This is a genomic window from Bdellovibrio sp. HCB337 (assembly GCF_047302465.1).
In the GTDB taxonomy this organism is placed as follows: domain Bacteria; phylum Bdellovibrionota; class Bdellovibrionia; order Bdellovibrionales; family Bdellovibrionaceae; genus JACMRP01.
Genome location: NZ_CP178621.1, coordinates 693945 through 716816 on the forward strand (window position 1 = coordinate 693945; position 22872 = coordinate 716816).

The 22872-nt window shown below is 45.5% G+C and carries 17 protein-coding genes; 12 read left to right on the forward strand and 5 right to left on the reverse strand.

Annotated features, from left to right (window positions below; genetic code table 11):
- Positions 1-36 precede the first annotated feature (36 nt).
- Positions 37-969, reverse strand: a complete 933-nt coding sequence (locus ACLWBB_RS03340) for a hypothetical protein (RefSeq protein WP_413290146.1) — start codon at positions 967-969, stop codon at positions 37-39.
- 182 nt (positions 970-1151) lie between these two features.
- On the opposite strand from ACLWBB_RS03340, the gene ACLWBB_RS03345 reads away from it, so the two are divergent.
- The 3 genes from ACLWBB_RS03345 to ACLWBB_RS03355 all read left to right on the forward strand — a co-directional run bounded on the left by ACLWBB_RS03345 (position 1152) and on the right by ACLWBB_RS03355 (position 8106).
- Positions 1152-2477 (forward strand): APC family permease, encoded by a 1326-nt coding sequence (locus ACLWBB_RS03345; RefSeq protein WP_413290147.1) that lies wholly within the window; start codon positions 1152-1154, stop codon positions 2475-2477.
- A 300-nt stretch (positions 2478-2777) separates the two neighbouring features.
- Positions 2778-3353, forward strand: coding sequence for a hypothetical protein (locus tag ACLWBB_RS03350; protein WP_413290148.1), 576 nt, complete (start codon positions 2778-2780; stop codon positions 3351-3353).
- A 112-nt stretch (positions 3354-3465) separates the two neighbouring features.
- Positions 3466-8106: an Ig-like domain-containing protein gene (locus tag ACLWBB_RS03355; RefSeq protein WP_413290149.1), complete on the forward strand. Its 4641-nt coding sequence runs from the start codon at positions 3466-3468 to the stop codon at positions 8104-8106.
- Positions 8107-8172: 66 nt separating this feature from the next.
- Here ACLWBB_RS03355 and ACLWBB_RS03360 read toward each other — a convergent pair whose 3' ends face one another.
- The gene (locus ACLWBB_RS03360; RefSeq protein WP_413290150.1) at positions 8173-8808 is read right to left on the reverse strand and encodes a hypothetical protein; all 636 of its coding nucleotides are present in this window, start codon (positions 8806-8808) and stop codon (positions 8173-8175) included.
- 271 nt (positions 8809-9079) lie between these two features.
- On the opposite strand from ACLWBB_RS03360, the gene ACLWBB_RS03365 reads away from it, so the two are divergent.
- From ACLWBB_RS03365 to ACLWBB_RS03400, 8 genes are all read left to right on the forward strand, one after another.
- A complete protein-coding gene (locus tag ACLWBB_RS03365) occupies positions 9080-10399 on the forward strand; it encodes a hypothetical protein (protein ID WP_413290151.1) in 1320 nt (439 codons plus the stop codon).
- A gap of 151 nt (positions 10400-10550) precedes the next feature.
- Positions 10551-11282, forward strand: coding sequence for a hypothetical protein (locus ACLWBB_RS03370; RefSeq protein ID WP_413290152.1), 732 nt, complete (start codon positions 10551-10553; stop codon positions 11280-11282).
- 198 nt (positions 11283-11480) lie between these two features.
- Positions 11481-13214 carry a vWA domain-containing protein gene (locus tag ACLWBB_RS03375; RefSeq protein WP_413290153.1) on the forward strand — a complete coding sequence of 578 codons (1734 nt, stop codon included), beginning with the start codon at positions 11481-11483 and terminating at the stop codon, positions 13212-13214.
- A gap of 132 nt (positions 13215-13346) precedes the next feature.
- Positions 13347-14111: a cell division protein FtsQ/DivIB gene (locus ACLWBB_RS03380; protein ID WP_413290154.1), complete on the forward strand. Its 765-nt coding sequence runs from the start codon at positions 13347-13349 to the stop codon at positions 14109-14111.
- A gap of 111 nt (positions 14112-14222) precedes the next feature.
- The gene (gene ftsA, locus ACLWBB_RS03385; protein WP_413290155.1) at positions 14223-15485 is read left to right on the forward strand and encodes a cell division protein FtsA; all 1263 of its coding nucleotides are present in this window, start codon (positions 14223-14225) and stop codon (positions 15483-15485) included.
- Positions 15486-15555: 70 nt separating this feature from the next.
- Complete coding sequence (gene ftsZ, locus ACLWBB_RS03390) at positions 15556-17241, forward strand: cell division protein FtsZ (protein WP_413290156.1); 1686 nt, start codon at positions 15556-15558, stop codon at positions 17239-17241.
- Positions 17241-17987: a UDP-2,3-diacylglucosamine diphosphatase gene (locus tag ACLWBB_RS03395; protein WP_413290157.1), complete on the forward strand. Its 747-nt coding sequence runs from the start codon at positions 17241-17243 to the stop codon at positions 17985-17987. Before ftsZ ends, ACLWBB_RS03395 begins: the two co-directional genes overlap by 1 nt.
- 36 nt (positions 17988-18023) lie before the next feature.
- On the forward strand, positions 18024-19277 hold the full coding sequence (locus ACLWBB_RS03400) for a cyclic nucleotide-binding domain-containing protein (protein WP_413290158.1): 1254 nt from the start codon (positions 18024-18026) through the stop codon (positions 19275-19277).
- Positions 19278-19346: 69 nt separating this feature from the next.
- Here the strand turns inward: ACLWBB_RS03400 and ACLWBB_RS03405 are convergent, their stop codons facing one another.
- Positions 19347-20066 carry a hypothetical protein gene (locus ACLWBB_RS03405; protein ID WP_413290159.1) on the reverse strand — a complete coding sequence of 240 codons (720 nt, stop codon included), beginning with the start codon at positions 20064-20066 and terminating at the stop codon, positions 19347-19349.
- A 97-nt stretch (positions 20067-20163) separates the two neighbouring features.
- Here ACLWBB_RS03405 and ACLWBB_RS03410 point away from each other — a divergent pair, with 97 nt between their 5' ends.
- On the forward strand, positions 20164-20709 hold the full coding sequence (locus ACLWBB_RS03410; protein WP_413290160.1) for an NUDIX domain-containing protein: 546 nt from the start codon (positions 20164-20166) through the stop codon (positions 20707-20709).
- A gap of 3 nt (positions 20710-20712) precedes the next feature.
- On the opposite strand, the gene ACLWBB_RS03415 is transcribed toward ACLWBB_RS03410, so the two are convergent.
- Positions 20713-21663, reverse strand: coding sequence for a DUF4421 family protein (locus ACLWBB_RS03415; RefSeq protein WP_413290161.1), 951 nt, complete (start codon positions 21661-21663; stop codon positions 20713-20715).
- Between the two features lie 90 nt (positions 21664-21753).
- Complete coding sequence (gene hemB, locus ACLWBB_RS03420; RefSeq protein WP_413290163.1) at positions 21754-22731, reverse strand: porphobilinogen synthase; 978 nt, start codon at positions 22729-22731, stop codon at positions 21754-21756.
- Between the last annotated feature and the right edge of the window lie 141 nt (positions 22732-22872).

Genomic DNA, 22872 nt, shown 5'->3' on the forward strand with positions numbered 1-22872 from the left:
TCATGCAACAGCGCATCCGTAAACAGGGCCTGGCACCTAAAGTCCGAAATAATCAAACACCCGGTGCGCGAAATAGAATTCTGCTTCCATATCAAGTGGGTCTTCCACCATATACAACGTGTCTTCTTCTGACTTTCCATTCACTTTTTTAAGCTTGGCTTGGGCTTCCTTCCAATAGCGCTCTTGCCATTGAGGATTGGTAATGCGGGTGAATAGCTCGCTGATTTCCAGACTGCGTTTGGTCGCATCTTTGTTCATTTTCTTTTGTCCCGGGAAAACATAGTCGACCACTTTTAAAACATCTTCGGAATTTACCCACTCAAGAATGCAATAGGTGGCGCAGACAATAGCCAATAAATACTGACGATAGACGGCTTTGGGTTTCTTATGCCAAGTATCCTGGCCGCCCGAGCGATATATCACCTTCATGTCTTCAAAAATCGGAGACGTTTTTCTGCCAAGCTGATCTCCCAGTGCAAGATCCAACGTCACAACCAGGCTTTCTGCAAAATTCAAATAACGACAAAAATCGCTCTGCTCTTTGGGGGCCTTCGGTAGCAAGCGCCAAATTACACGATGATTCTGTTCATGATAAAGAGAGATCTCATTGAATCGACCCAAAGCTTCGAGTTCTTTCTCGGGGTCTACCAATTCGTGAGAGTGATCTTGAAACCAAAGAATCTCTGACCACGAAGGAGTAAATTCAATTTCGTCCTTGAATAGATCCTGTGCGCTCAGGGAACGCATCGTCGAACATACCTTTGGCGTAAATTCGCCTCCCAGAGAAAGATACAGTTTTCGGCTTTGCTGATACAATGAGCTGGCTGTCAACAATTGACCGTCCAGCGGGTATTCATCAAGCGTCAGTCTTTGATATTTTTTAGAGACAGGAAGGCCGCTTAGAAAACGCAGGTCTTCTAAGAAATACTGAATCTGAGAGTTTTTTTGTGAGGATGACTTTTTCGCCATGGCTCTTCCTTATAGATATTGAGTCCAAGTTAAGCACTTAATGGTAGTCGCCAGCGAAGCTTGTTTCAATGAGGATGTTGTCTTCACTATGGAGATGATTTGACAAAAACTTCCACCGGTATTGGAGCGGGCTGCTGTGAATTTGGTTTGACCAAATGGACTGACTCAATAAAAATTCTTTCATGAGTGAATCTTCAAATTCCCTGAGTAGACATATTGGGCTTGTGGCTCTCACTTTGTATGGCGTCGGGGATATTCTCGGCGCTGGCGTTTATGGCTTAGTCGGTAAGGCCGCTGGTCAGATGGGAAATGCGGTTTGGCTAGCTTTCTTAACTAGCATGATTGCAGCGGGTCTCACCGGTCTTTCTTATGCCTCGTTGGGTTCTCGTTATCCCAAAGCCGGGGGCGCATCTTACATCACTCTCCGTGCCTACAACAAAGCGTGGCTGGCTTACGGCATTGGTTTGGCGGTGTTAGCGTCAGGCCTCACGTCGATGGCGACCGCGACACGGGTTTTTTCGGGATATTTTCTGGGACTTTTAGGAGGTGAAGTTCCCATTGAGATGATCATTGTGGGCTTTGCGCTGGTGCTTGCGCTCATCGTGATGCGAGGAATTCGCGAGTCCATGTGGGCTAACGCCGTTTGTACACTCATAGAACTCTCTGGCCTTGCTATCATCATTATTTTTGGAGCTCGGTATATCGGTTCGGTGGATTATCTAAATACAGTGACCGTTGCAAATCCTTTGGGCGAAGTAGGACCTGCATTGGTTCTTACAGGAGCGGTGCTGACTTTTTATTCCTTTATTGGCTTTGAAGATATGCTCAATGTGGCCGAAGAAGTGAAAAATCCAAAGCGCAATTTACCTCTGGGTTTAATTTTGGCTATTTCCATTTCCTCAGTCATTTATATGCTCATCAGTATCATTGCAGTTTCGGCAGTTCCCGCACAGGAACTTGCGACTTCAAGTGAGCCTTTGGTGGAAGTGGTGCGCCGGTCGGCTCCTTGGTTCCCATCTTCGCTGTATTCAATCATCGCGATGTTTGCTGTTTCTAATACAGCTTTGCTAAATTTCATCATGGGTTCACGCTTGGTGTATGGAATGTCCAAGCAAGGACTTTTGCCAAAGCCACTCTCGAAGGTGCATGTGAAACGTCGTACCCCTTATGTGGCTGCTGGAGTGCTGTTTGTTATTTTACTGATGCTGGCTCTCTCGGGTGATATTTCTTCGCTGGCGAAATCCACCAGTGTTCTGCTTTTGGTTTGCTTTATTGTTGTGAACAGTGCGCTCATCGTGCTGAAGCATCGAAAAAATGAACCTAAAGGTCAGTTTGAAGTGCCTACCATTATTCCTGTCTTGGGAATTCTGGTGTGCGCTAGTATGCTCTTATCAGCCAAGGGGCCAGAGCTTTTTACGGCCGGAATCATCTTGATCTGTATTGCTGTTCTTTATTTTGCACTTAAGCCCACAGCTTCTGCTCTTCATGCAATGGATAGCGAGGACTAAATTAAAGTGCCAGGCCGTGTTTCATGCAGCAACGCTTCCGTAAACAGGGCCTGACACCTAAAATCGTCCTTAAAATATCACAGTCTGAGATGTAAAGATCCTGTTGAAGAGGCGACCATTGAGCCTTAAATTCACTAGGTACATAGCCACAACATGTATTGAAAAGCGCAGATTTAGCGGCCAAGCAAAGCTGCGTTCAATCTTGTATATTCAAAGTTTGAGCATTTTCTGACATCGTCGAGTCTTGGATAAAGCGCGTTCTAGACATCTGCTCGTGTGCTTTCGTGATAGTTTTATGAAGTGACGTCTTTTTTTTCTAAGATCCTCATCATTGTTTTGACCTTTCTATCTTTGCAGAAAGTCGACGCAGCTCCCTGGGTAGGCGCGGGGAAACTAGGCTATGGCGTTGCCACGTTCGGGGACGGAGAAACAATTCCGCAACGAAGCTTAAATGCGATTCCCATATCTTTTTTCGGCGGGCTTCGCTGGAGAAAGCTGCAGTTCGGTTTAAACGTCGATTACGTTCATCAAGCGCAGAGTGCTGAACCTGCGACCGTCGATGACCAGAATGCCTCGGGATCCTTGATAGCTGTGGGACCTGAGGTGCAATGGGTGGGGCAAAAGTGGGGCGTTTCTCTGGGATATAAGGCGCTTTCCAGCTACACATTTGCTCAATCAGCTTCTGATGGTGAGAGTGTTCGATACGCTGGAAGTGGTTATTCGATTACCATCATGCGCTCCATTCGAAAAAGGCTGGGAATTTACGTCGATGGTGGTGTCGATACGTTCAATAAATCAAATAACCAGGTGCTCGAGCCAAATGTGCGTAACGTTCGGTATAGCCTAGGCCTGATCTATAGTAACTTCTGGAAATAATCGAACCCAATTTCAAGCGCGCTTCAAGTTTCAAAAGAAGCGTTTGAAATCACTTTCTGAACACTGAAATCACCCGATAGGTAAAAGGATAACTATTTATTTAGAGGTTGGTTTGCGGATAGTAATTGTTTTACTCATACCTTTAATACTTTCCCTCACAGCTTGTGATGGAAAAAAGGGCGGAAAGGCTCCGAAGCAGTCGTCTGAAATGGCGCCTGCTGTTCCTGAAGTCACGCCAACTCCTACACCAACAGCCTCACCTTCACCGATACCATTGCCAGCTGTCGTGATCACAAATCCAAGTACTTCAACCGTTGTTTCAAATAGTTCGTCTCTTGCGATTTCTGGAAGCTGCCAGAATGGGGCGACTGTCACAGTTAGTGGCGACGCCACAAGTTCTGCAAGTTGTGCTTCCGGAAGTTTTTCTCTGAGTGTTGCAAAGAGTACTGATGGAACTTGGAATTTGGCAGTTTCTCAGTCCATGGCAGGAGTTCCAAACTCGGCTTCGGTGGCGCTTACATGGGTGCGCGATACGGTGGCTCCAAGCGCTCCGGTCATCACATCTCCTGGTAATAATCCTCTAATTTCGAATGGCAGTTCTGTGACCTTGAGCGGTTCTTGCGAAACGGGTGCAAACGTACAGTTGGCTGGTGATGCAACTTCATCTCAGGTATGTGCAGCTGCGGCTTTTAGTTTCTCTATAACTAAGTCCAGCGATGGCACTTTCAATTTTACATTAGTTCAAACAGATCCTGCGGGAAATGCTTCGGCAAGCGCCGCTTTCCAATGGAATCGTGACAGCGTTGCACCTGCTGCACCAACAGTGACTGCACCAGCCACAAATCCTTATATTTCGGCTGATACAAACGTCACTATTTCTGGTGCGTGTGAAACAGGGGCGATGGTTTCTATTTCAGGTGGCCATACAGATACAGTGGCTTGTGCGGCAAGTGCCTATAGCTTTGCGGTTTCAAAATCTGTGGATGGAACTTATAACTTCTCTCTGACTCAAAAAGATGCGGCTAATAACACTTCGCCAGTAAGTGCGTTCTCGTGGACTCGTGAAACTTCTATTCCGACAACTCCGGTGATTGTGTCGCCGGCACTGAGTCCTCATTACTCTAATGGCAGTTCATTGACGATTTCAGGTTCGTGCACAACGGGCTATACGGTCTGGCTTTCGGGGGACGGCGGCAACTCGATGACTTGTGCTTCATCGGCGTTTAGCTTCTCAGTGAGCGCAAGTAGCGATGGCACTTATAACTATTCGATCTTACAAAAGAGTCTTTCCAATATTTCTTCGGCATCAGCTTCAGTCGCTTGGATTCGTGACACCGTGGCTCCAGCAGCTTTAGGTTTTACAAGTCCTGCTACTAATCCATTTATTAGCTCGGGCAGTACTATGACCTTGGCTGGTTCCTGCGAAACGGGTGCGACGGTTTCTGTTTCGGGCAGTGCGACCGCTTCCGGCAGTTGTACGAGTGGAGCTTTCTCGATCAATATTAGCAAAAGTACAGACGGCAACTATAGCTTCAACGTTTTGCAGACGGATCTTGCGGGAAACTCTACCTCACCGGTTGCTTTAAGCTGGGTTCGCGATGCTACACCTCCTGCAGTTCCTACGATTGTAAGTCCCACAAGCCCTTATATTTCTAACACCTCAAGTGTGACAATCACCGGAGGCTGTGAAAGTCAGGCGACTGTTGCCCTTTCAGGTGATGCGACAGCTTCTACGACTTGTGCATTGAATAGTTATTCACTCACGGTTTCTAAAAGCAGTGATGGTAATTTCAATTTCAGTATTGCTCAGACAGATTTAGCAGGAAACTTGTCAGCGACAGCGTCTTTCACTTGGCAACGAGACACGGTCGCTCCAGCGAAGGTGACTGTTGTCACTCCGGGAAGCAACCCTTACACATCTTCTGATTCAAATATCACTATTGCCGGGACTTGTGAAAACGGCGCTCTTGTTGCACTCAGCGGGGCTGATACTCTATCAGCTACTTGTGCCTCGTCTAGTTATTCTTTCCCGGTAACAAAGTCTGTCGATGGAACTTATAATTACACGCTAGTACAGACAGACGCGGCAGGAAACGCTTCCGCGAATGAGTCCTTTACATGGATACGCAATTCAGCAATTCCGAATGCGCCTACAATTGATTCACCAAGTGTAGCGATTTACTATTCCAATTTAAGTGCATTAACGATTTCAGGAACTTGTGATACAGGCAACACCGTCGAGATGTCTGGCGGATCTTCTGCGACTACGTCTTGTGTCGGCAGTGCTTATAGTTTTAATGTTTCTAAGTCGACGGATGGAACTTATGATTTTGCTCTTAAACAGAAATCTGCATCCAATATATATTCGGCGGCGGCCAATGTTCGCTGGGTCCGTGACACGGTGGCACCTATCGCGCCAACAGTCACAACTCCAAGCACGAACCCAAAATACAGCAATGGCAATTCACTGACAATTTCGGGTGCTTGTGAAAGCGGAGCTACTGTACTGCTTGCGGGTGATGCGACAAATTCCGTAGCGTGTGTCTCTAGCAGCTATAGTTTTACGGTCAATAAGGCCGTTGATGGCAACTATCACTTCCTAGTTACTCAGAAGGATGCTGCGAACAATGTTTCAGGCGCGGCATCCGCAAATTGGATTCGTGATACGATCGCCCCAGCAGCATTAGCGCTGACTTCACCGGCGGCAAATCCATTTGCATCTGGTGATACGAATATTACCCTCTCTGGAAGTTGCGAAGTGAATGCAGCTATTGCGATGACAGGGGATGCCAGCGGCTCTACAACCTGTTCTGCTCTTGGGCAGTTTTCTCTGAGCCTTTCGAAGTCTGTGGACGCCACTTATAATTTTACGCTCGTACAAACGGATTTAGCAGGTAATGCCTCAGCAAGTATGAATTTCCAATGGATCCGCGACACATCTGTTCCATTCACGCCAGTCATCGTTACACCGGCAGCTAATCCCCATACGTCAAATCAAGCGACTTTAGTTATTGAAGTAACTTGTGATTCTTCTCTGAGTCCGTCAAAGGCCGAAGTAAGTATTTCGGGGGACGTCGATGTTTCAGAGATGGTTTCTCCTGCGGGATCTTTGTCCCAAGTTTGTAATTCAAGCCCGGTAAGTTTCACTCTGCAAAAAACGGTGGATGATGTTTACAACTTTTCTTTCACTCAAGACAACCCAAATGCTGGCACGACTTCTGCGACTGCAGATATAGAGTGGACTCTCGATAGATCTGCTCCGAGTATGCTGACAATCACAAATCCTGCAAGCAACCCATTTACGGCTCCTGGAGATTTAAATCTTGTGGGTGGTTGCGAGCCTAATGCAACCGTTTACCTTACTGGAAGTGATACGCAAAATACGGTATGTGCTGGGGATGGATCATACAGCTTCACAGTGACGAAGTCCGTGGATGCGACCTATAACTTTACTTTATACCAAGTGGACACCGCGGGAAACACTTCACCTAATAAGACATTCCAGTGGATCCGCGACAGTAATTCAGTGCCACCACCACAAATTACCAATCCAAGTCTCGCCACGGTCATTTCGAATGCAAGTTCGTTTATTATCTCGGGCGTTTGCAATACCGGTTATCTCGTCACCTTGTCAGGCGATGTTTCGGCATCCGAAGTCACGACGCCGAGCAATTCTCTGACTCAGACCTGTGCTGGAGGCAGCTTCAGCTACGTCCTTGCTGTGACGACAGATGCTGTTCGCAATTTCTCGTTGAAACAGACTTTCAATACTGTGGATTCTTCAGCGGCTCTCTTGCAATGGACAAGGGATACTGTTGCGCCAACAGCAACGATCAGTGCTTCGCCAAGCAATCCTAATATCAGTGTGGGTGCTTCGTTTACCTATACTAGCAATGAGGCGGGCTCAGGATTCGAATGTAAACTAGATTCGGCAAGTTATGCGACGTGCACTTCGCCAACAAATTATGCGTCGGTGACGAACGGTAGTCATACCTTTTATGTGCGCGCTATAGATCAGGCGGGCAATGTCAGCGTAGTACAATCTTATACTTGGCTGCAAGCTGCTTATAACGCTTTAGCATTATGTCACTTGGATAGTGCAAGTCCTTATGTGGATTCAAGTCTATTTACTCAAAATGCAATCGTAAACCATGTGTTGACGCCGACAGGGACGCCGACGGCCGATGCAAGTGGTAAGTTTTCGACAAGCGCACTTAAGTTTGCTTCAAGTGTCTATGCTTCGACACCTAGTACGTATGTTTTAAATAATGCTGCGAGTACTATGACGGTCGAAGGGTTCTTTAAGTTGTCATCGAGTATTTCAACGACAGGTCAATATATCACTTTGATTTCTAAAAGTGCGGCGTCACCAAATCTTGGTTGGGAAGTTCGTTTGCGAAAGGCCACTTCATCCAGATATGTCATTGATTTTGTGTCTAGCCAGAATGGAACAACATCCACAACGGTTTCTACTTCTAATCAAACGATGTCGACAGCGACTTGGTATTACTTCGCGGTAACATGGAATAAAGGACAGACGAAAATTTATTTCAATTCGGCCACAGCGAAAGTTACAAGTGGAAGTGTTGGCACAAGCACTTTATTTGCTTCGACCGCTGCGATGGCTCTTGGTAAAGGAGTCACAACGGGCACTGGGTCCGCTATTTGGTATACCGGTTCTTTAGATGAAATCAGGGTCTCGCAGACTGTCCGGACAATTGCTGTACCGACCGCAGTATTCACAGCGGACTAAGCTAGCCCCGAAAAAAAAGCCTGGTGTTTAAACCAGGCTTTTTGCATTTTATGTATCTACTAAAAATTACTTATTGATAGAGTTCATTGAGAACGGCCTGTGGTAGTTTTGCAGAATTACGCGTGTGACACAGTTTACACCGTCACATTTTTGAATAATCACATTGCAACGTTGCTCTTGGGTTTGACCTGTCGTGTGATCCACAGTCACCAAAGTTCCCATAGTTTTAATCTCTTCAACTTGCTCATTCGCAAATGTTTGACCGTTTTCAATTGTGCTTGTTGTAGCTTGGTCAAAAGTCAAAACCATGTCTTGAGTATTTTCGGTACCAACAGTGCGGACACCTTTGATTGTTTCAGGCAACAAATCCCATACTTTCAAATCTTCGGCAGTATGAGGCTGTCTAGCTGGAGCTGCAGGAACTAACTTACCGGTTGTAAGGTCGTTGCGGCCACCGTTTTTTGCCCAGTTCGTTCTGTCGTTAACATTGTTCAAATTAAGGTAAGGTTTGCTCTTATCAAAAGCAATGAAACCGACGCGGCCTGCTTCTTCCCCTTGGCCTGCGCACTGGTATTGAACAGTAACAGAAATCTTAACTCGGGCCTCGATTCTATAAATCTCTCTAATGTAGTCGTTAACATCGCCTGCGAACGCAGATTGATTAGCCACAAGAGATACGATTGTAAGCAAGAATTTGTTCATAAAGACTCCTAAGTTAATTTTACTCAAGCTGCCTTGGTGCAAGCGGGGTGCCCCCTAGGGAATAACTATTGCGATTTGGCTCTTAGGGAACGGCTAGAACATGGACAGAGGCCGTTTTTTGCCTCTGATCCCATGCATTTTCAGGGGTCAAATGACCACGGCCACAGAGGCATATGTAAGTCGCCAAAATTCCAAAAAATCATAGCGAAGTCATTGGGAGCATGCACGTCAGTCCTAAGATGCGGGGGCTTAAATTAGAAGGAGGATGGGTATGAATCCAAAGAAGGTTCTGGTGGGAGTCCTCGTGACCTCTACGGTTGCGGTCACGGCATTAGCTCTCGGTCATAAGAGTGTAAAACAAATCGTAAGTAAAGCTCTTAGTGCGCGTGCGGCGGATCTTTTGGCAGATGGCCAGCAGATCTTTCGCAGTGATACTTTTGGCAGTGAAAAATTCTGGGGAGATAAACTTCAATTGCACAAAGCGATTCTAGGCAGCGCCAACGGTGGTGTCGGGAAGGGTGTTAGTCCAACCACTGCTTTGGGCGTAGGGCTTAAAGTAGATATCGCGTCACTATCTCCTGAAACTTTGAAGTCTATTCAAGATAAAACTGTCGATTTGAATGATCCAAAGGTGAGTGTCGCGCTCTTGAAAGAAAATGCGATCGTCGGCTTAAAAGGCATCTTTGATCAAAGTGGCAATCTGACTTCTGTGGGGATTACGTGTGCTCTTTGTCACTCGACTGTCGACGATGAACTCACAAAAGGTTTAGGGAAGCGGTTGGATGGTTGGCCGAATCGAGATCTTGATGTCGGGGCGATTGTGAATTTGTCTCCGGATCTTACGGTCGTGAATGATCTTTTAGGTGTGAGTGATGAAACGACTCGCAAAGTAATTTTGGCTTGGGGGCCAGGCAGATACGATGCACATTTACTTTTGGACGGAAAAGGTTTCCGTGATGATGGTAAGACTTCTGCGGTTCTTCTGCCACCGGCTTACGGTTTGATTGGGGTGAACTTGCATACATATACTGGCTGGGGTTCTGTACCTTATTGGAATGCCTTCGTCGCAAACTTACAGATGCATGGACAAGGAAATTTCTATGATCCGCGTTTGGATGATGCAACGAAATTTCCGGTCGCCGCAAAAGCGAAGCTTGGGCACGTCACTAACAAAGATGACTTGATCAGCAGCAAGTTACCAGCTCTGCATTACTATCAATTGTCGTTGGCTGCACCTGCACCACCGGCGGGGTCATTTGATCCGGCAAAAGCGACCAGAGGCCAAGCGCTCTTCTTAGATAAAGCAAAGTGCGCAACTTGCCATGTGCCGCCGACATATAGCGATCCAGGTTACAATATGCACGCGGCTGATGAAATCGGCATTGATGACTTCCAAGCCAAGAGATCTCCGGATGAGAAGTATCGCACGACTCCTTTGAAAGGCGCATGGGCGCGAGCAAAAGGCGGATACTATCATGATGGTCGTTTCGCAGACCTTACTGCAGTTGTAGAACATTACGATGATCATTTGGGTTTAAGCTTAAGTGATGATGAAAAGTCAGATCTCGTCGAGTTCTTGAAATCTCTGTAGGTGCTACCAAAAGATAATTGGTATCAATGGCGAACATGCGGCAAAGAAGTTTTCTTTGCCGCGGTTTTTTACTCTGTTAGCAGACCTAGTCTTGTTGCCGCATTTTTTTCTCTCTAGAGTTTAAGTAAATACAATTAACTTGAGGAGAGTTATGAAAAAAATGATCGGATATTTCATTTCTGTATTATTAGTGAGTTCTCTCAGTGTCGCAGCGGAGAAGAACGAAAAAAATGCAGGCGCAGAACAACGTAAACCGAGCGCGGCTATTTCACCGACAGATATCGCAAAAAAGCACATGGACATAGCAGATCTTTATTCACAAGCATTCAATAACGATCAGCAGTGCGAATTCGAAGCTTACGACAGTGACATCCTCACAAATCTTGATAAGGCTTTATCTATTGATCCAAATCTTAAATCTCAAGTCCCAGCGTCAGTACGCCAAGCGGTGGGTTCTCGCTTAGGTTTTAAAATGATCATGGATAACGTTGTGATGAGTGAAAAGTCTTTGCACGGAGTTCGCATGTTTGTCGTTGCTCCGACGACAATGTTAAGCGGTGTTATTGATTTTAAATCAGATAAAACATTCGTAGAGTCTAAAACTGTTTGGGATGAAGCCACAGAGGACTTCAAACCTGTGACAACGAAAGGAACTTGGTCGTTTGTATCACAAGGTACCAAGGACAGAAAATTCCCGTCAGTAGCTCTAACTTTCCCACGCAAAAAAGGCACTAAAACATACTCTTATACAATCGTTCCTGAAAGCGTAGGCTCTTTCTACCTCGTTTATGGCAACAAGGGTAAAAAGTTAGGTTATGGCGATACTCCTCAGTATGCAGATTCGGGCTATACGTCGAATGACGTCAATGCTTGCAGCCACTAAAAGTTAAAACATTTTTTTGAGACACATTAAACCCACATTCTTTCGGAGCGTGGGTTTTTTTGTAACATAAGACTTGCGGGGTCGTCTTTTGCCCCTCTAACTCCTTGAAATTCTAACAAAATAGAAAAGAGTAAGTTTTTACTAAGAAAAGTCGGACTCCCTCGTTTTATAGGTATGACTAGACGTTGGAGGTTGTTCTTGAAAAAGACAAAATGGTTCGCAGTTTCAAGTTTTGTGGCAGTTAGTGTGCTACTCGCGTGGGGAATTCGTAGTTATGAAGACAACAAGATTCCTGTTGTCCTAGAGATCACACCTGAAATGATGGCCGAAGCCGAGGAGCAAAAGCCTCTGGTCTTTGAAGAGCCTTATGCTTACAGGGACAGTGTTGCACCCAGAAAAAACAGTGTTGTAAAAGCTGGTCGTCAAATACTCGGCAAAGAGTTTGCTGACTCCAGCGCTATAGGGGGCGATGGATACGGTGGAAAAGGACGAATCGCAAAACGAAAAGCATATTTAGGCTCAGGTCATTATAAGTACCCTCCTGCCTGGGGGCCGCCGTCTTATCAAGAGGAAAATCTTTCCAAGCAGGTTTCGGAAGAACCTCTTTCGACGTTTTCCCTGGATGTGGATACGGCTTCTTACTCGAAGCTTCGAGATTCACTTGCTGCAGGGCAACTCCCATATGCGGAGATGATTCGCATCGAAGAAATGGTGAACTATTTTAGTTATGACTATGCTCCACCGGAAGGCGCGCAGCCTTTAGCAGTATCTTTTGAAATGGCGCAGACGCCATGGAATAAGCAATCGCGATTATTACGAATCGCGGTGAAATCCAAAGAGGTTTCTAAAGAAGAAAGACCTGCTTCGAATCTTGTCTTTCTGGTTGATACGTCGGGATCTATGGCAGAATACAATAAGCTTCCATTGGTAAAAAAGAGTTTGAATTTACTGGTGGATGAGTTGCGACCTCAAGATCGCGTAGCATTGGTCGTCTATGCTGGAAGTGCCGGAGTTTATTTGAACTCCACGTCAGGAGGAGAAAAAACAAAAATCAAAGCAGCGATTGCTGCCATGAACGCGGATGGTACGACCAATGGAAGTGGGGGTATTGAGCTTGCTTATAAAATTGCGAGCAAGAACTTCATTCGAAACGGCATCAATCGCGTGATCTTGGCAACCGATGGTGATTTTAACGTCGGCATCAGTAACAGCAAAGAGCTCGAAGGTTTTATTGCCGAGAAGGCAAAGAGCGGCGTCTTTTTAAGTGTCCTTGGTTTTGGCATGCGAGCTTATAATGATGAAACGATATTGGCTCTGGCGAATAAGGGCAACGGTAACTATGGATTTGTCGACAATTTGCGTGAAGGGCGAAAGTACCTGGTTGAACAAGCTGCAGGAACCTTGATGACGGTCGCTAAAGATGTCAAAGCACAGGTGGAGTTCGATCCGCGCTATGTAAGCAAGTATCGTTTGGTGGGATACGAAAAAAGAAAGCTGAATAACGAAGACTTCGCAAACGACGCTAAGGATGCGGGTGATGTCGGTGCGGGCCACACAGTCACTGTATTCTATGAAGTCTTTATGAATCCGAAGGTGGAAAATGAAATACGCATTGCCAGCGTTAAATTGAGATATAAGAAGCCTCAGGGAAGTACTAGCGAGCTGATTGAGGCGCCCGTTGTCCATGAAGATAAAGCCTTTGCTAAAGCTTCTGGTGATTTTCAGTTCGCTGCCAGTGTCGTAGAGCTCGGACAAATCTTAAGAGGGTCCATCTATAAGGGCACCGGTACTTTTGATCAAGTTTTGGAAATAGCGATGGGACACACGCAAGTACGTGGTCAGGAAGATTCTTATAGAAAAGAATTCTTGGAATTGGTTAAGAAAGCAAAAGACCGTAAAAACAGAAGGGATCCAGTTTTTGGCGGCCTATAGTTGAATCCAATAACGTCGGCGCAGTCGTTGGCGCAGAGTACGCAGCACCTCTTTGGTCAAGGGTCGCGGCCTCTGCTTAGGTCGAGCTTGGGTGAAACGCTTTAAATCCCAACAAACGCTTTGCTATACTAAATGAACAGCGAGGTCCCGAATTTGAAAAAGCTCATTCTGAAATTGTTCGTTGCGTTTATTGTGCTTCCATCTGTTGTTGCTGGGTCGATGTATTGGTTGAATGAACATGGTTTCTTCAATATCAACCAAGTCGAAGTTCTTTTGGTAGACTCTCAGGGACAAGTGAATTTCTATTCTCCGATGGCTGATCGCTTAGAAAAACAGATGCTTCAATTTAAAGGACAATCTTTGTGGCATGTGAAGCTTTCAGAAGTAGTTGCTACTTTGGATTCGCAAAATTGGATTGAAACTCATACTATCTCTCGAAGTTGGCCCTCAGTTTTGCAAATCAAGATTAAGCCTCATGCTGTGAAGTTGGTGTACTTAGGAAAAAACGGCAAATATATGCCGATCATTGCTGATGGAAGTTTTTTAGATTCTGTTGATTCCAAACAAGCTCCTGATGTGACCCTTCTAGAAGGTGACGTGTTTGCAAACAAAAAAGAATTGCGCCAGAAAGCTGTGAAAGTTTTAAAAGAAATTCCAGCGGAAGGTTCTTTCAGTAAAAAAACGATCTCTGAAATTCGCTACGATTCTAAAGACGGTTTTTCAATGACCCTCATGGCGACAGGAATTCAAGTAAAGATCGGCGAAGAGCAAGTCGCTTTGAAGAGTGCTCGAGTTGCACAAGTCGTCGATTATCTTCAAACTCGTCAATTTGACGCGCGCGTCATAGACGCAAATCTGTCAAAGAAAGTTCTTGTCAGGTTGCGCAACGGTCCCTAAGCTAAAGTCAAGGCAAACTGAAGTCCAGTGACTTTTGTCTGTCTGAATCTCTCAAATGGATTGAGAGATAACGAAGACTTTATTGGTCTGACTTATCGTTAGGACTTAGGGATGAGCAACATTAAACCGAAAGCACCGGTGCTGGCTGGCCTTGATATTGGTTCCACTAAAGTTTGTTTCGTCATTGGCACAGTGAACCCTGATGGAAAAATCGATGTCGCGGGAGTAGGAACTGCTCCAAACACAGGCATTCGACAAGGCGTCGTCGTAAATATCGAAGCAACAACTGAATCAATTAGAAAAGCAAAAGAAGAAGCAGAACTCATGAGTGGTTACACTATGAGTGAGGTATGGGTCGGAGTTTCCGGTACTCATATTACTTCTTTTGATTCTAAAGGCATGGTGGCGATCAAAAATAAAGAGGTCACCAATCAAGACATCGAACGCGTGATCGAAGCTGCAAAAGCAGTTGCGGTTCCTGCGGATCGCAATGTCCTGCATGTTTTGCCTCGTGAATATAAAGTAGATGGTCAAGATGGAATCACCGATCCTATTGGGATGTCAGGTGTTCGTCTTGAGGCCTCTGTTCATATCGTAACTGGTGGTTACACAGCACTTCAAAACTCTATTAAATGTGTCGAGAAAGCCGGCCTTCGTGTCAGCGGTCTTGTTTTGAATCAATTGGCGGCTTCAGCTGCTGTATTGAGCGAAGACGAGAAAAATCTTGGCGTATGTGTTGTAGATATGGGTGGCGGAACTTGCGATGCAGTTTATTTCGTAAACGGCAGCGTGGCTCACACATCTATTATTCCAATTGGCGGTCACCACTTCACTCATGATGTGGCGGTGGGTCTCAGAACTCCGCAAGTGGCAGCTGAAGATTTAAAGAAAAAATACGGATGCGCAATGGCTTCTATGGTGAATGAAAATGAAACCATCGAAGTAGAAGGTGTTGGCGGCCGTAAAGCTCGTTTGATTCCACGTAAAGATTTAGCAGATGTTTTGGAAGCTCGCGCTGAAGAGACATTGAATTTGATCGCTAATGACATGCGTATGAGCAGCCTGCTTCCAATGATGGGTTCTGGCTTGGTTTTGACCGGCGGAGCAAGTCAGTTGGATGGTTTGGTTGAAATGGGTGAGTTTATTTTCGATATCCCTGTTCGTCGTGGCGGACCTAATAAGGTCGGTGGACTCATTGATGTGGTGAAGTCCGGAGAGCACGCAGCAGCGGTAGGCTTGTTATTGTATGGTTTGAGTCAGCGCAAAGATTTGTTGCTACAAAGCCAACAACAAACAGGCGAAATGATCAATCTGGGTGAGTCTTTTGACGGTATCGCTCAGAAGGTTAAAGATTTTTTTGGACAGATTTTTTAAATATTTCATCTCAGTGTGTATAAATAGTTAGAGCGCAGGGATGCGCCCCATAAAGTTTTAGGAGGAGCGAATGTTTGAGTTAGAAGAGAACATCAGTATTGGTGCGAATATTAAGGTGGTCGGTGTTGGCGGCGGCGGAAGCAATGCTGTATCAACAATGATCGAGTCAAAGATGAACGGTGTTGAGTTCATCGTAGCGAATACTGATATTCAAGCGTTAAACGCAAATAAAGCGCCTTCTAAAATTCAACTTGGTCTTGATTTAACAAAAGGTCTTGGTGCAGGAGCCAACCCCGATATCGGTCGTCGCGCGGCGATTGAGTCTTACAATGAAATCGTCGAAAAGCTTGAAGGCGCTGACATGGTTTTCGTCACTGCCGGCATGGGCGGTGGAACTGGTACTGGGGGAGCTCCGATCGTAGCGAAAATCGCTCGTGAATTGGGCGCGCTTACTATCGGTGTTGTTACTAAGCCTTTCTTCTTCGAAGGTAAAAAACGTTCTAAGCACGCTGACGGTGGTTTGGCTGAGCTTAAAGAAAACGTTGATACTTTGATCGTTATCCCGAATCAAAAACTTCTTTCTATTGCGACTGAAAAGACTCCACTTTTGGAAACTTTCAAAAAAGCGGATGAAGTTCTTCTTCAAGCAGTAAAAGGGATCTCTGATTTGATCAACATCCGTGGTTTGATCAACTTGGACTTCGCAGATATCCGTACAGTTATGGCTTCTAAAGGTATCGCGATCATGGGTACTGGCGCAGCTAAAGGCCAAAACCGCGCAGTGGAAGCAGCAACAGCTGCGATTTCTTCTCCGCTTCTTGAGAACATCCGTATCGATGGCGCTACTGGCATCATCATCAACGTAACGGGTGGTTCTGATCTTAGCCTTCTTGAAGTTAACGAAGCTTCAATGCTTATCACTGAAGCTGCTCATGAAGATGCAGAAATCATCTTCGGTGCGGTTATCGATGACAACTTGGGCGACGAAGTTCGTGTTACTGTTATCGCGACTGGTTTTGCTCAAGAAGACCGTCAAATGGCTTCAGACACTATCAATCAAATGCAACAATTCTTGAACGGTACTGGCATCCAGTTCCCTGGAATGAATGCAGGCAGCATGAATATGTTGCCACCAATTCCAGCGATTCCAACTATGCCAAGCATGATGCCGCAAATGCCTGCTATGCCAAGCATGCCGATGATGCCGCAAATGCCTCAGCAGTACCAACAGGTTCCGGTTGCAACTGAGTTGCCTCCGATCCAAACAGTACAAACTTCTGTGATGAACTACACTCATCAAGCAGTTGAGCAAGCCGCTCCGATTGCTCCGGTAGCTCCTGCGATGCCACAACAACAAATGGTTCCGCAATATCAGCAACCAATGCAGCAACAAGCTCCGGTTCAACAACCGATGCAAGCTCCTGTACAGCAACCAATGCACCAAGAGCAACCAGCTCCGATCATGCCAGTTGCTCAACAAGCTGCTCCGGCAATGCCGAATCCTGCTGAGGCAACAATGTCTCCGCGTGATATGTTGATGGCGAAAGCACGCGCTTTCAAAGAAAGCCAAGACTTGAAAGCTCGTCATGCTCAGCCTGAACAGCTTTCAATGAACGTGGATCAAGAACAACAATCTTTGGAAGAAGCTCGCAAAATGGCGAGAGAAGTTTTGAGCTCTCCATTCTCTGGACAAAACTTGGAAGTTCCTGCTTTCATCCGCAAGAAACAAGGTTTTGATCTGAACAATAAAGAATAGTGGAAGCCTGGTTTTTATCTGACATTCACATAAAAACAATGCAAGAGCGCAACAGTGACATCCTGTTGCGCTTTTTGCATTCTTTGCGAGAGAAAAATCCCGCAGAGATTCATTTATTTTTACTCGGCGACATCTTCGATCTTTGGATTGGTGGACATTCGGTCTTCGTTAAAAAGTTTCAGCCTTTGGTAGATGCGATTGCGGATCTTAAAATGGCGGGCGCTAGAATTACCTATATCGAAGGTAATCACGATGTGCACATTGATGCTTTCTGGAAAAAGAAGTTAGGCATCGAGGTCTTCGTCGAAGCTCAGTACTACAATATCAACGGCTTGGTGGTTCGGGTTGAACACGGCGATTTGATCAACCTTGATGACAAAGCTTACCTCCGATACCGGGGCGTGATCCGCCATCCTTTGGTCGAGCCGCTAGGGCACCTTATTCCTGGCAAAGTCTGGGAAGAGGTGGGGAACTATGCCTCTCGTAAAAGTCGCGCCAGAAGCCAAGTCTATCGCGTTGCCAATGAAGACAAACTGGTTCAAATGATTCGTCGTCATGCTCATCGTGTGTTCGATGAAAAGCCTTACGACCTTATTGTGTCGGGGCATATGCATGTCTTTGATGATTATAAATTCCAAGTGGGCATCCGTAATGCTCAATCTGTAAATCTTGGAAGCTGGTATGGGGATCAGGTGAAAGTCCTGAAACTCTCTGGAACCCAGACCGAGTGGGTGACTCTGAAATAACCCCTCTGGACTGAGATTTTCCCCGAGAGTTCCGATATGTTAGGCATGATTGGAAAACAAACTCTCCGAGTAATATCCGTTTTAGGTGCATTCTTAGTGGGCTTCTGGATTCCATTGCGATTGATCGGTTATCTGCCGCAAGTGGAAGTGGAAATCTTTTTCGACTTATTGATTTCTTTGGTCGCTGCAATCAACGTCTTTTTGTATTTCAAAGACAAAGAACACAAATACACCACCGTCGAAGGGTGGATGAACGTAGGCTTGTGGTGCGACTTGATTTGTCTGATGCCACTATCACTTTTTGCGATGATGTTCTTTGATACAACTTCCAGTTACATTTTGCTTTTCAATCTGTTGGCGGCTCGCCACGTTCGACATATCAAAGGCTTCTTGGACGAATTTGATAATTTGCAACCGATTGCATATCGTTTGATTCCGATTATTGTCATGTTGCCGCTTCTAGTTCACTTGGTGGCTTGTGGTTGGATCGCTTTAGGAAGCGGCACGGCCGGAGTCGATGCTGATAAAGTCACTGAATATATTAAAGGTGTCTATTGGTCGTTCACAACTCTGACAACGGTCGGTTACGGGGACATCTCTGCAAAAACAAATCCGCAAATGCTTTATGCTTGCATGATTCAGTTTATCGGCGTGGGTGTCTTTGGTTACGTCCTGAGTAACGTTGCAAGTTTGATTGCACGTAACGATGCGGCCCGTGAGCATCACATGAATAACTTAGACCGTGTCGAGCTTTATATGAACACACATGAAATCCCAAGTCAGTTGCGTTCAAAAGTACGCTCTTACTATCACTACATGTGGCACAGTAAAAAAGGTTATCAAGATGATTCGATCATCGAAGATTTGCCAGTGAAAATTCAGTCTGAACTTTATTTGCACATCAATAAGCCTATTCTTGAAAAGGTGCCTTTCTTGAAAGACGCCAGTGCTGATTTGATTGAAGATTTGATGCACCAACTGGAAGTCCGAATTTGTGTTCCTGGTGAGCGTATTTTCCGCAAAGGCGACATGGGCGATGCGATGTACTTCGTACACAAAGGGGATATTCAGATCGTCGACGATGACGGGAACGCTATAGCGACCCTCGGAGAAGGGGCGTTCTTTGGGGAAATGGCGTTGCTTTCAAGCAGCCATCGTACTCGTACAGCGAAAGCTTCAAATTTTTGTGAGCTCTATGTTCTAACAAAAGAGCATTTCGAAAAGGCGTGTCTGACGTATCCAGAGTTTGCTGAGCATATTCACGAAGTGGTCACTCAAAGAGTTGGCTAAATTTGAGCGCTCAATAAAAAAGGACCCTTTACGGGTCCTTTTTAGTTTCAACTATATTTTAGGAACAAATTAGAAATTCAAAGTGTAAGCGATGATGCCTTGAATACCTGACAAAGAAGTCATCAAGTCGCTGCCGTTGATTTCAGCTTCTTGGCCATTGCCGTATTGAGACAAGCCAGGAGTTCCTGTTACAGAACTTACTTTATTTCTTTCAATTGGAAGGTAGCGCAAGTTTCCTTCGATAGTTACACAGTGAGAATCTGTGAAGCAGAAATCCACACCCAAACCACCGATAGCACCGAAGTTACCACCAGAGAAAGCTATAGAGCTCGTACCTTCAGTGATATCTGCAGAAAGTTTTCCGTAACCCAAGCCTGTCTGCATGAAGAATCTGATGAAGTCATTTTCAAGTGGATACATACGGAACATAGGGAAAATAGTAAAACCGCTCAATTTGTAATCGTAAGAACCACCCGTGCCAGAACCTGTAGCACTTTGCATAACATAAGATGGGCGGAATAAGATCGAGAACATAGTACCGCCGAAGCGATATTGGTATTGAGCAAAAAGTTCGTAAGCAGAACCCATATCACTCGTTGATGCTGAATTGTTAGCACGAGCATTAGTGATCATGGTATCGATGTCATTTTGGCCAGCGCTCAAAAGAGCAAGACCGAATTCCATTGAATGACCACCGCCACCGCCGCGGGCGAAAGCTGTTTGTGCAGAAAATGCCCAAACCAAGACGCTGACTACAGCATAAAGCATAGATTTTCTTAAGAACGACATTTCGTATCCTCCCTGACACGTTTTTAACTCTATAATAGAGTCTTAGAGGACACCCTAAGGGGCAAGTCCTAGTCCCGCTTTTGGACAAAGGGCTAGCATGAAAAAATTGATCGAAAAGAAGCTGAAATCGGATCTTGTCTACAAAGGTTCATTCCTGCAAGTTCTCAGAGACGAAGTTGAACTTCCAAACGGTAAAAAAGGCACCCGCGAATACATTCCTCATCCTGGTGCCGCCATGATTGTTCCTGTTACTGCCGAGGGGAAGCTTGTGATGCTTCGCCAGTTTCGTTACCCAGTCCAAAAAGTCTTCATTGAGTTTCCAGCTGGAAAAATCGACGAAGGCGAAGAAGCCCTTGAAACGGCAAAGCGAGAACTGCAGGAAGAAACAGGTTTGATCGCCCAAAACTACAAACTGCTGACAACCATTCACCCGGTGATCGGTTATTCCAATGAGCATATCGAAATTTATTTAGCGACTGGTTTATCTCAATCCGAAGCCAAGCTTGATGATGAAGAATTCCTGGACGTCTTTGAGATTTCAAATCACGAAGCTATGGAACTGATGCAAAAAGGGGAGATCTCGGACGTAAAAACCATGATCGGCCTTTTCTGGTATCAACAAGTTTTAAAAGCCGGTTGGTAGGTCTTAGAAACGGCCGCCAACCCAGATTGAGCTTTCGATCGTAGAGTTGGTTACGTATAAATTTGTGTTTTCGATATTTTGCATATCCATGAAAAATCCAATACAGGCAAAAAAGCTTTTGCTATTGAAGCCAGCGCCGACTTTTACATTCGATCCCGTCGTGAATTTCGAGGCTTTGATAAACTCTGTCGTGCCGACATCATAAAGCTGAGATTGAGGTCCTGCTCCGACAGTAAAAAGGCCACTTGCGAACCAATTGGAGTACACAAAGGTGTAGGCTCCGCCAATTCCTGCTTTAAATGAAGTAAAAACGCCGCCTTTTAAGTTTGCAAACTCCCCGTACTGAGAATTCACTGAAGCGGGCAAAATCGCTGAGTTTGCGGAAGTTTTGTAGTAGTTCGCGGCGCCAAAAAGAAGAAGACCGCCGCCACTCTTTGTTTGCACGGTAGACTGGTCAAAGGCTGCTCGGATACTCACATCATCCGGATGAAAATTGTAGAAGTATTGAAAGCCATAGTGTTCGTTGGAAATATCGGGCCGAATGCCTTCGGCTGTTTGACTTGGATCTACTTCGTCGTAGTTTTGAATATAGTAACCTGTGTACTTCTGATAGAAAAAATCAAAGGTATGAACATCCCCAAAAAAGCGGAACTGCCAGTCTGAAATTTTAGATTCACCTTGCTCCGCTTTTTGCTCATCAGACATCACACCTGGAGTTCCGTAACTTCCCGAGAACGGACCATAGGCAGCACCGATAGAAAACTTCGTTGGCGAACTCGGACGATAAACAACTTTATCGTTAGATTCTTTGTCGGGTTTAAATTCTGAATTCAAACTGGGTGTTACAAACCCAAGCTTCAGAGTCAGGCTTCCTTTAGAAGCATCAGACCAAGACTTAGCGAAAGCCGCCTCGGTCAAACCAAGTGCCAGTAATAGAATTAGAATTTTTCCCATGCTGATTCTATTTAAAAAGAACTCGGCTGCACGCGCAAGACCGGGAGCTTTGAACTGGATCTACAAAACAGAAAACAGTGTTCTAAAAAATTATTTTCGAAGAATTTGAGCAGCTTCTTTTGCGAAGTAAGTCAGAATCACATCCGCACCAGCACGACGAATCGCCATCAAGCTTTCCATCATCGCTTTTTCGCCGTCTAACCAGCCGTTTTGAGCAGCGGCTTTGATCATCGCGTACTCGCCACTGACGTTGTAAGCAGCGATAGGTGTCGAGAAGTTTTGTTTCAGTAACTGAATCACGTCCAGGTACGCCAAAGCAGGCTTCACCATGATCATGTCCGCGCCTTCTTGCACATCAAGCTCCGCTTCGAGCAAAGCCTCGCGAGAATTACGCGGATCCATTTGATAAGTTTTTTTATCGCCAAATTTTGGCGCTGAATCGAGAGCATCACGGAACGGACCATAGAAGCTCGAAGCGTATTTTGCCGAGTAAGCAAGAATCCCAGTGTTCGTGAAACCCGCTTGGTCCAAGGCTTTGCGGATTTCGCCAACACGACCATCCATCATATCCGAAGGAGCCACCATATCGGCACCAGCGGCAGCTTGTGTTACGGCCATTTTCACCAAAACCTCGATGGTTTCGTCATTCAGGATTTGGCCATTTTTCACGATGCCGTCATGGCCATCGCTCGAGTAAGGGTCCAAAGCCACGTCTGTAATAATGCAAGTATCTGGGAACTTGTCTTTGATCATTTTCACAGTTGTGGGCAACAGACCTTTGGGATTAAAAGACTCATCCGCCGTAGAGTTTTTCAAAGAGTCATTTACGGCTGGGAAAAGAGCAAAAGATTGGATCCCCAAGGCTTGGCATTCTGCAATTTCTTTAAGCAAATTGTCAGCACTCAGACGGAATTGACCTGGCATCGACTTGATAGCAATTTTCTGCCCATTTCCTTCGCACAAAAATAGAGGGTAAATAAAATGTTCTGGGCCCAAATGAGTCTCAGAAATCATATTGCGAAGGGCAGGAGTGCGGCGATTGCGGCGAGGTCTGTGTCTAATGTCCATAAGACCTTTGTCGCAGATCCTAGCCAGAAGTAAAGGCTTCTTAAACCGCCTGTATCGCAATGAGTCGATGTGGCTGTGGCGAGCAAAAAAATGCAGTCTAGATGACAATTAAATGACAAACTCCCCCGCGAAATACAGTAC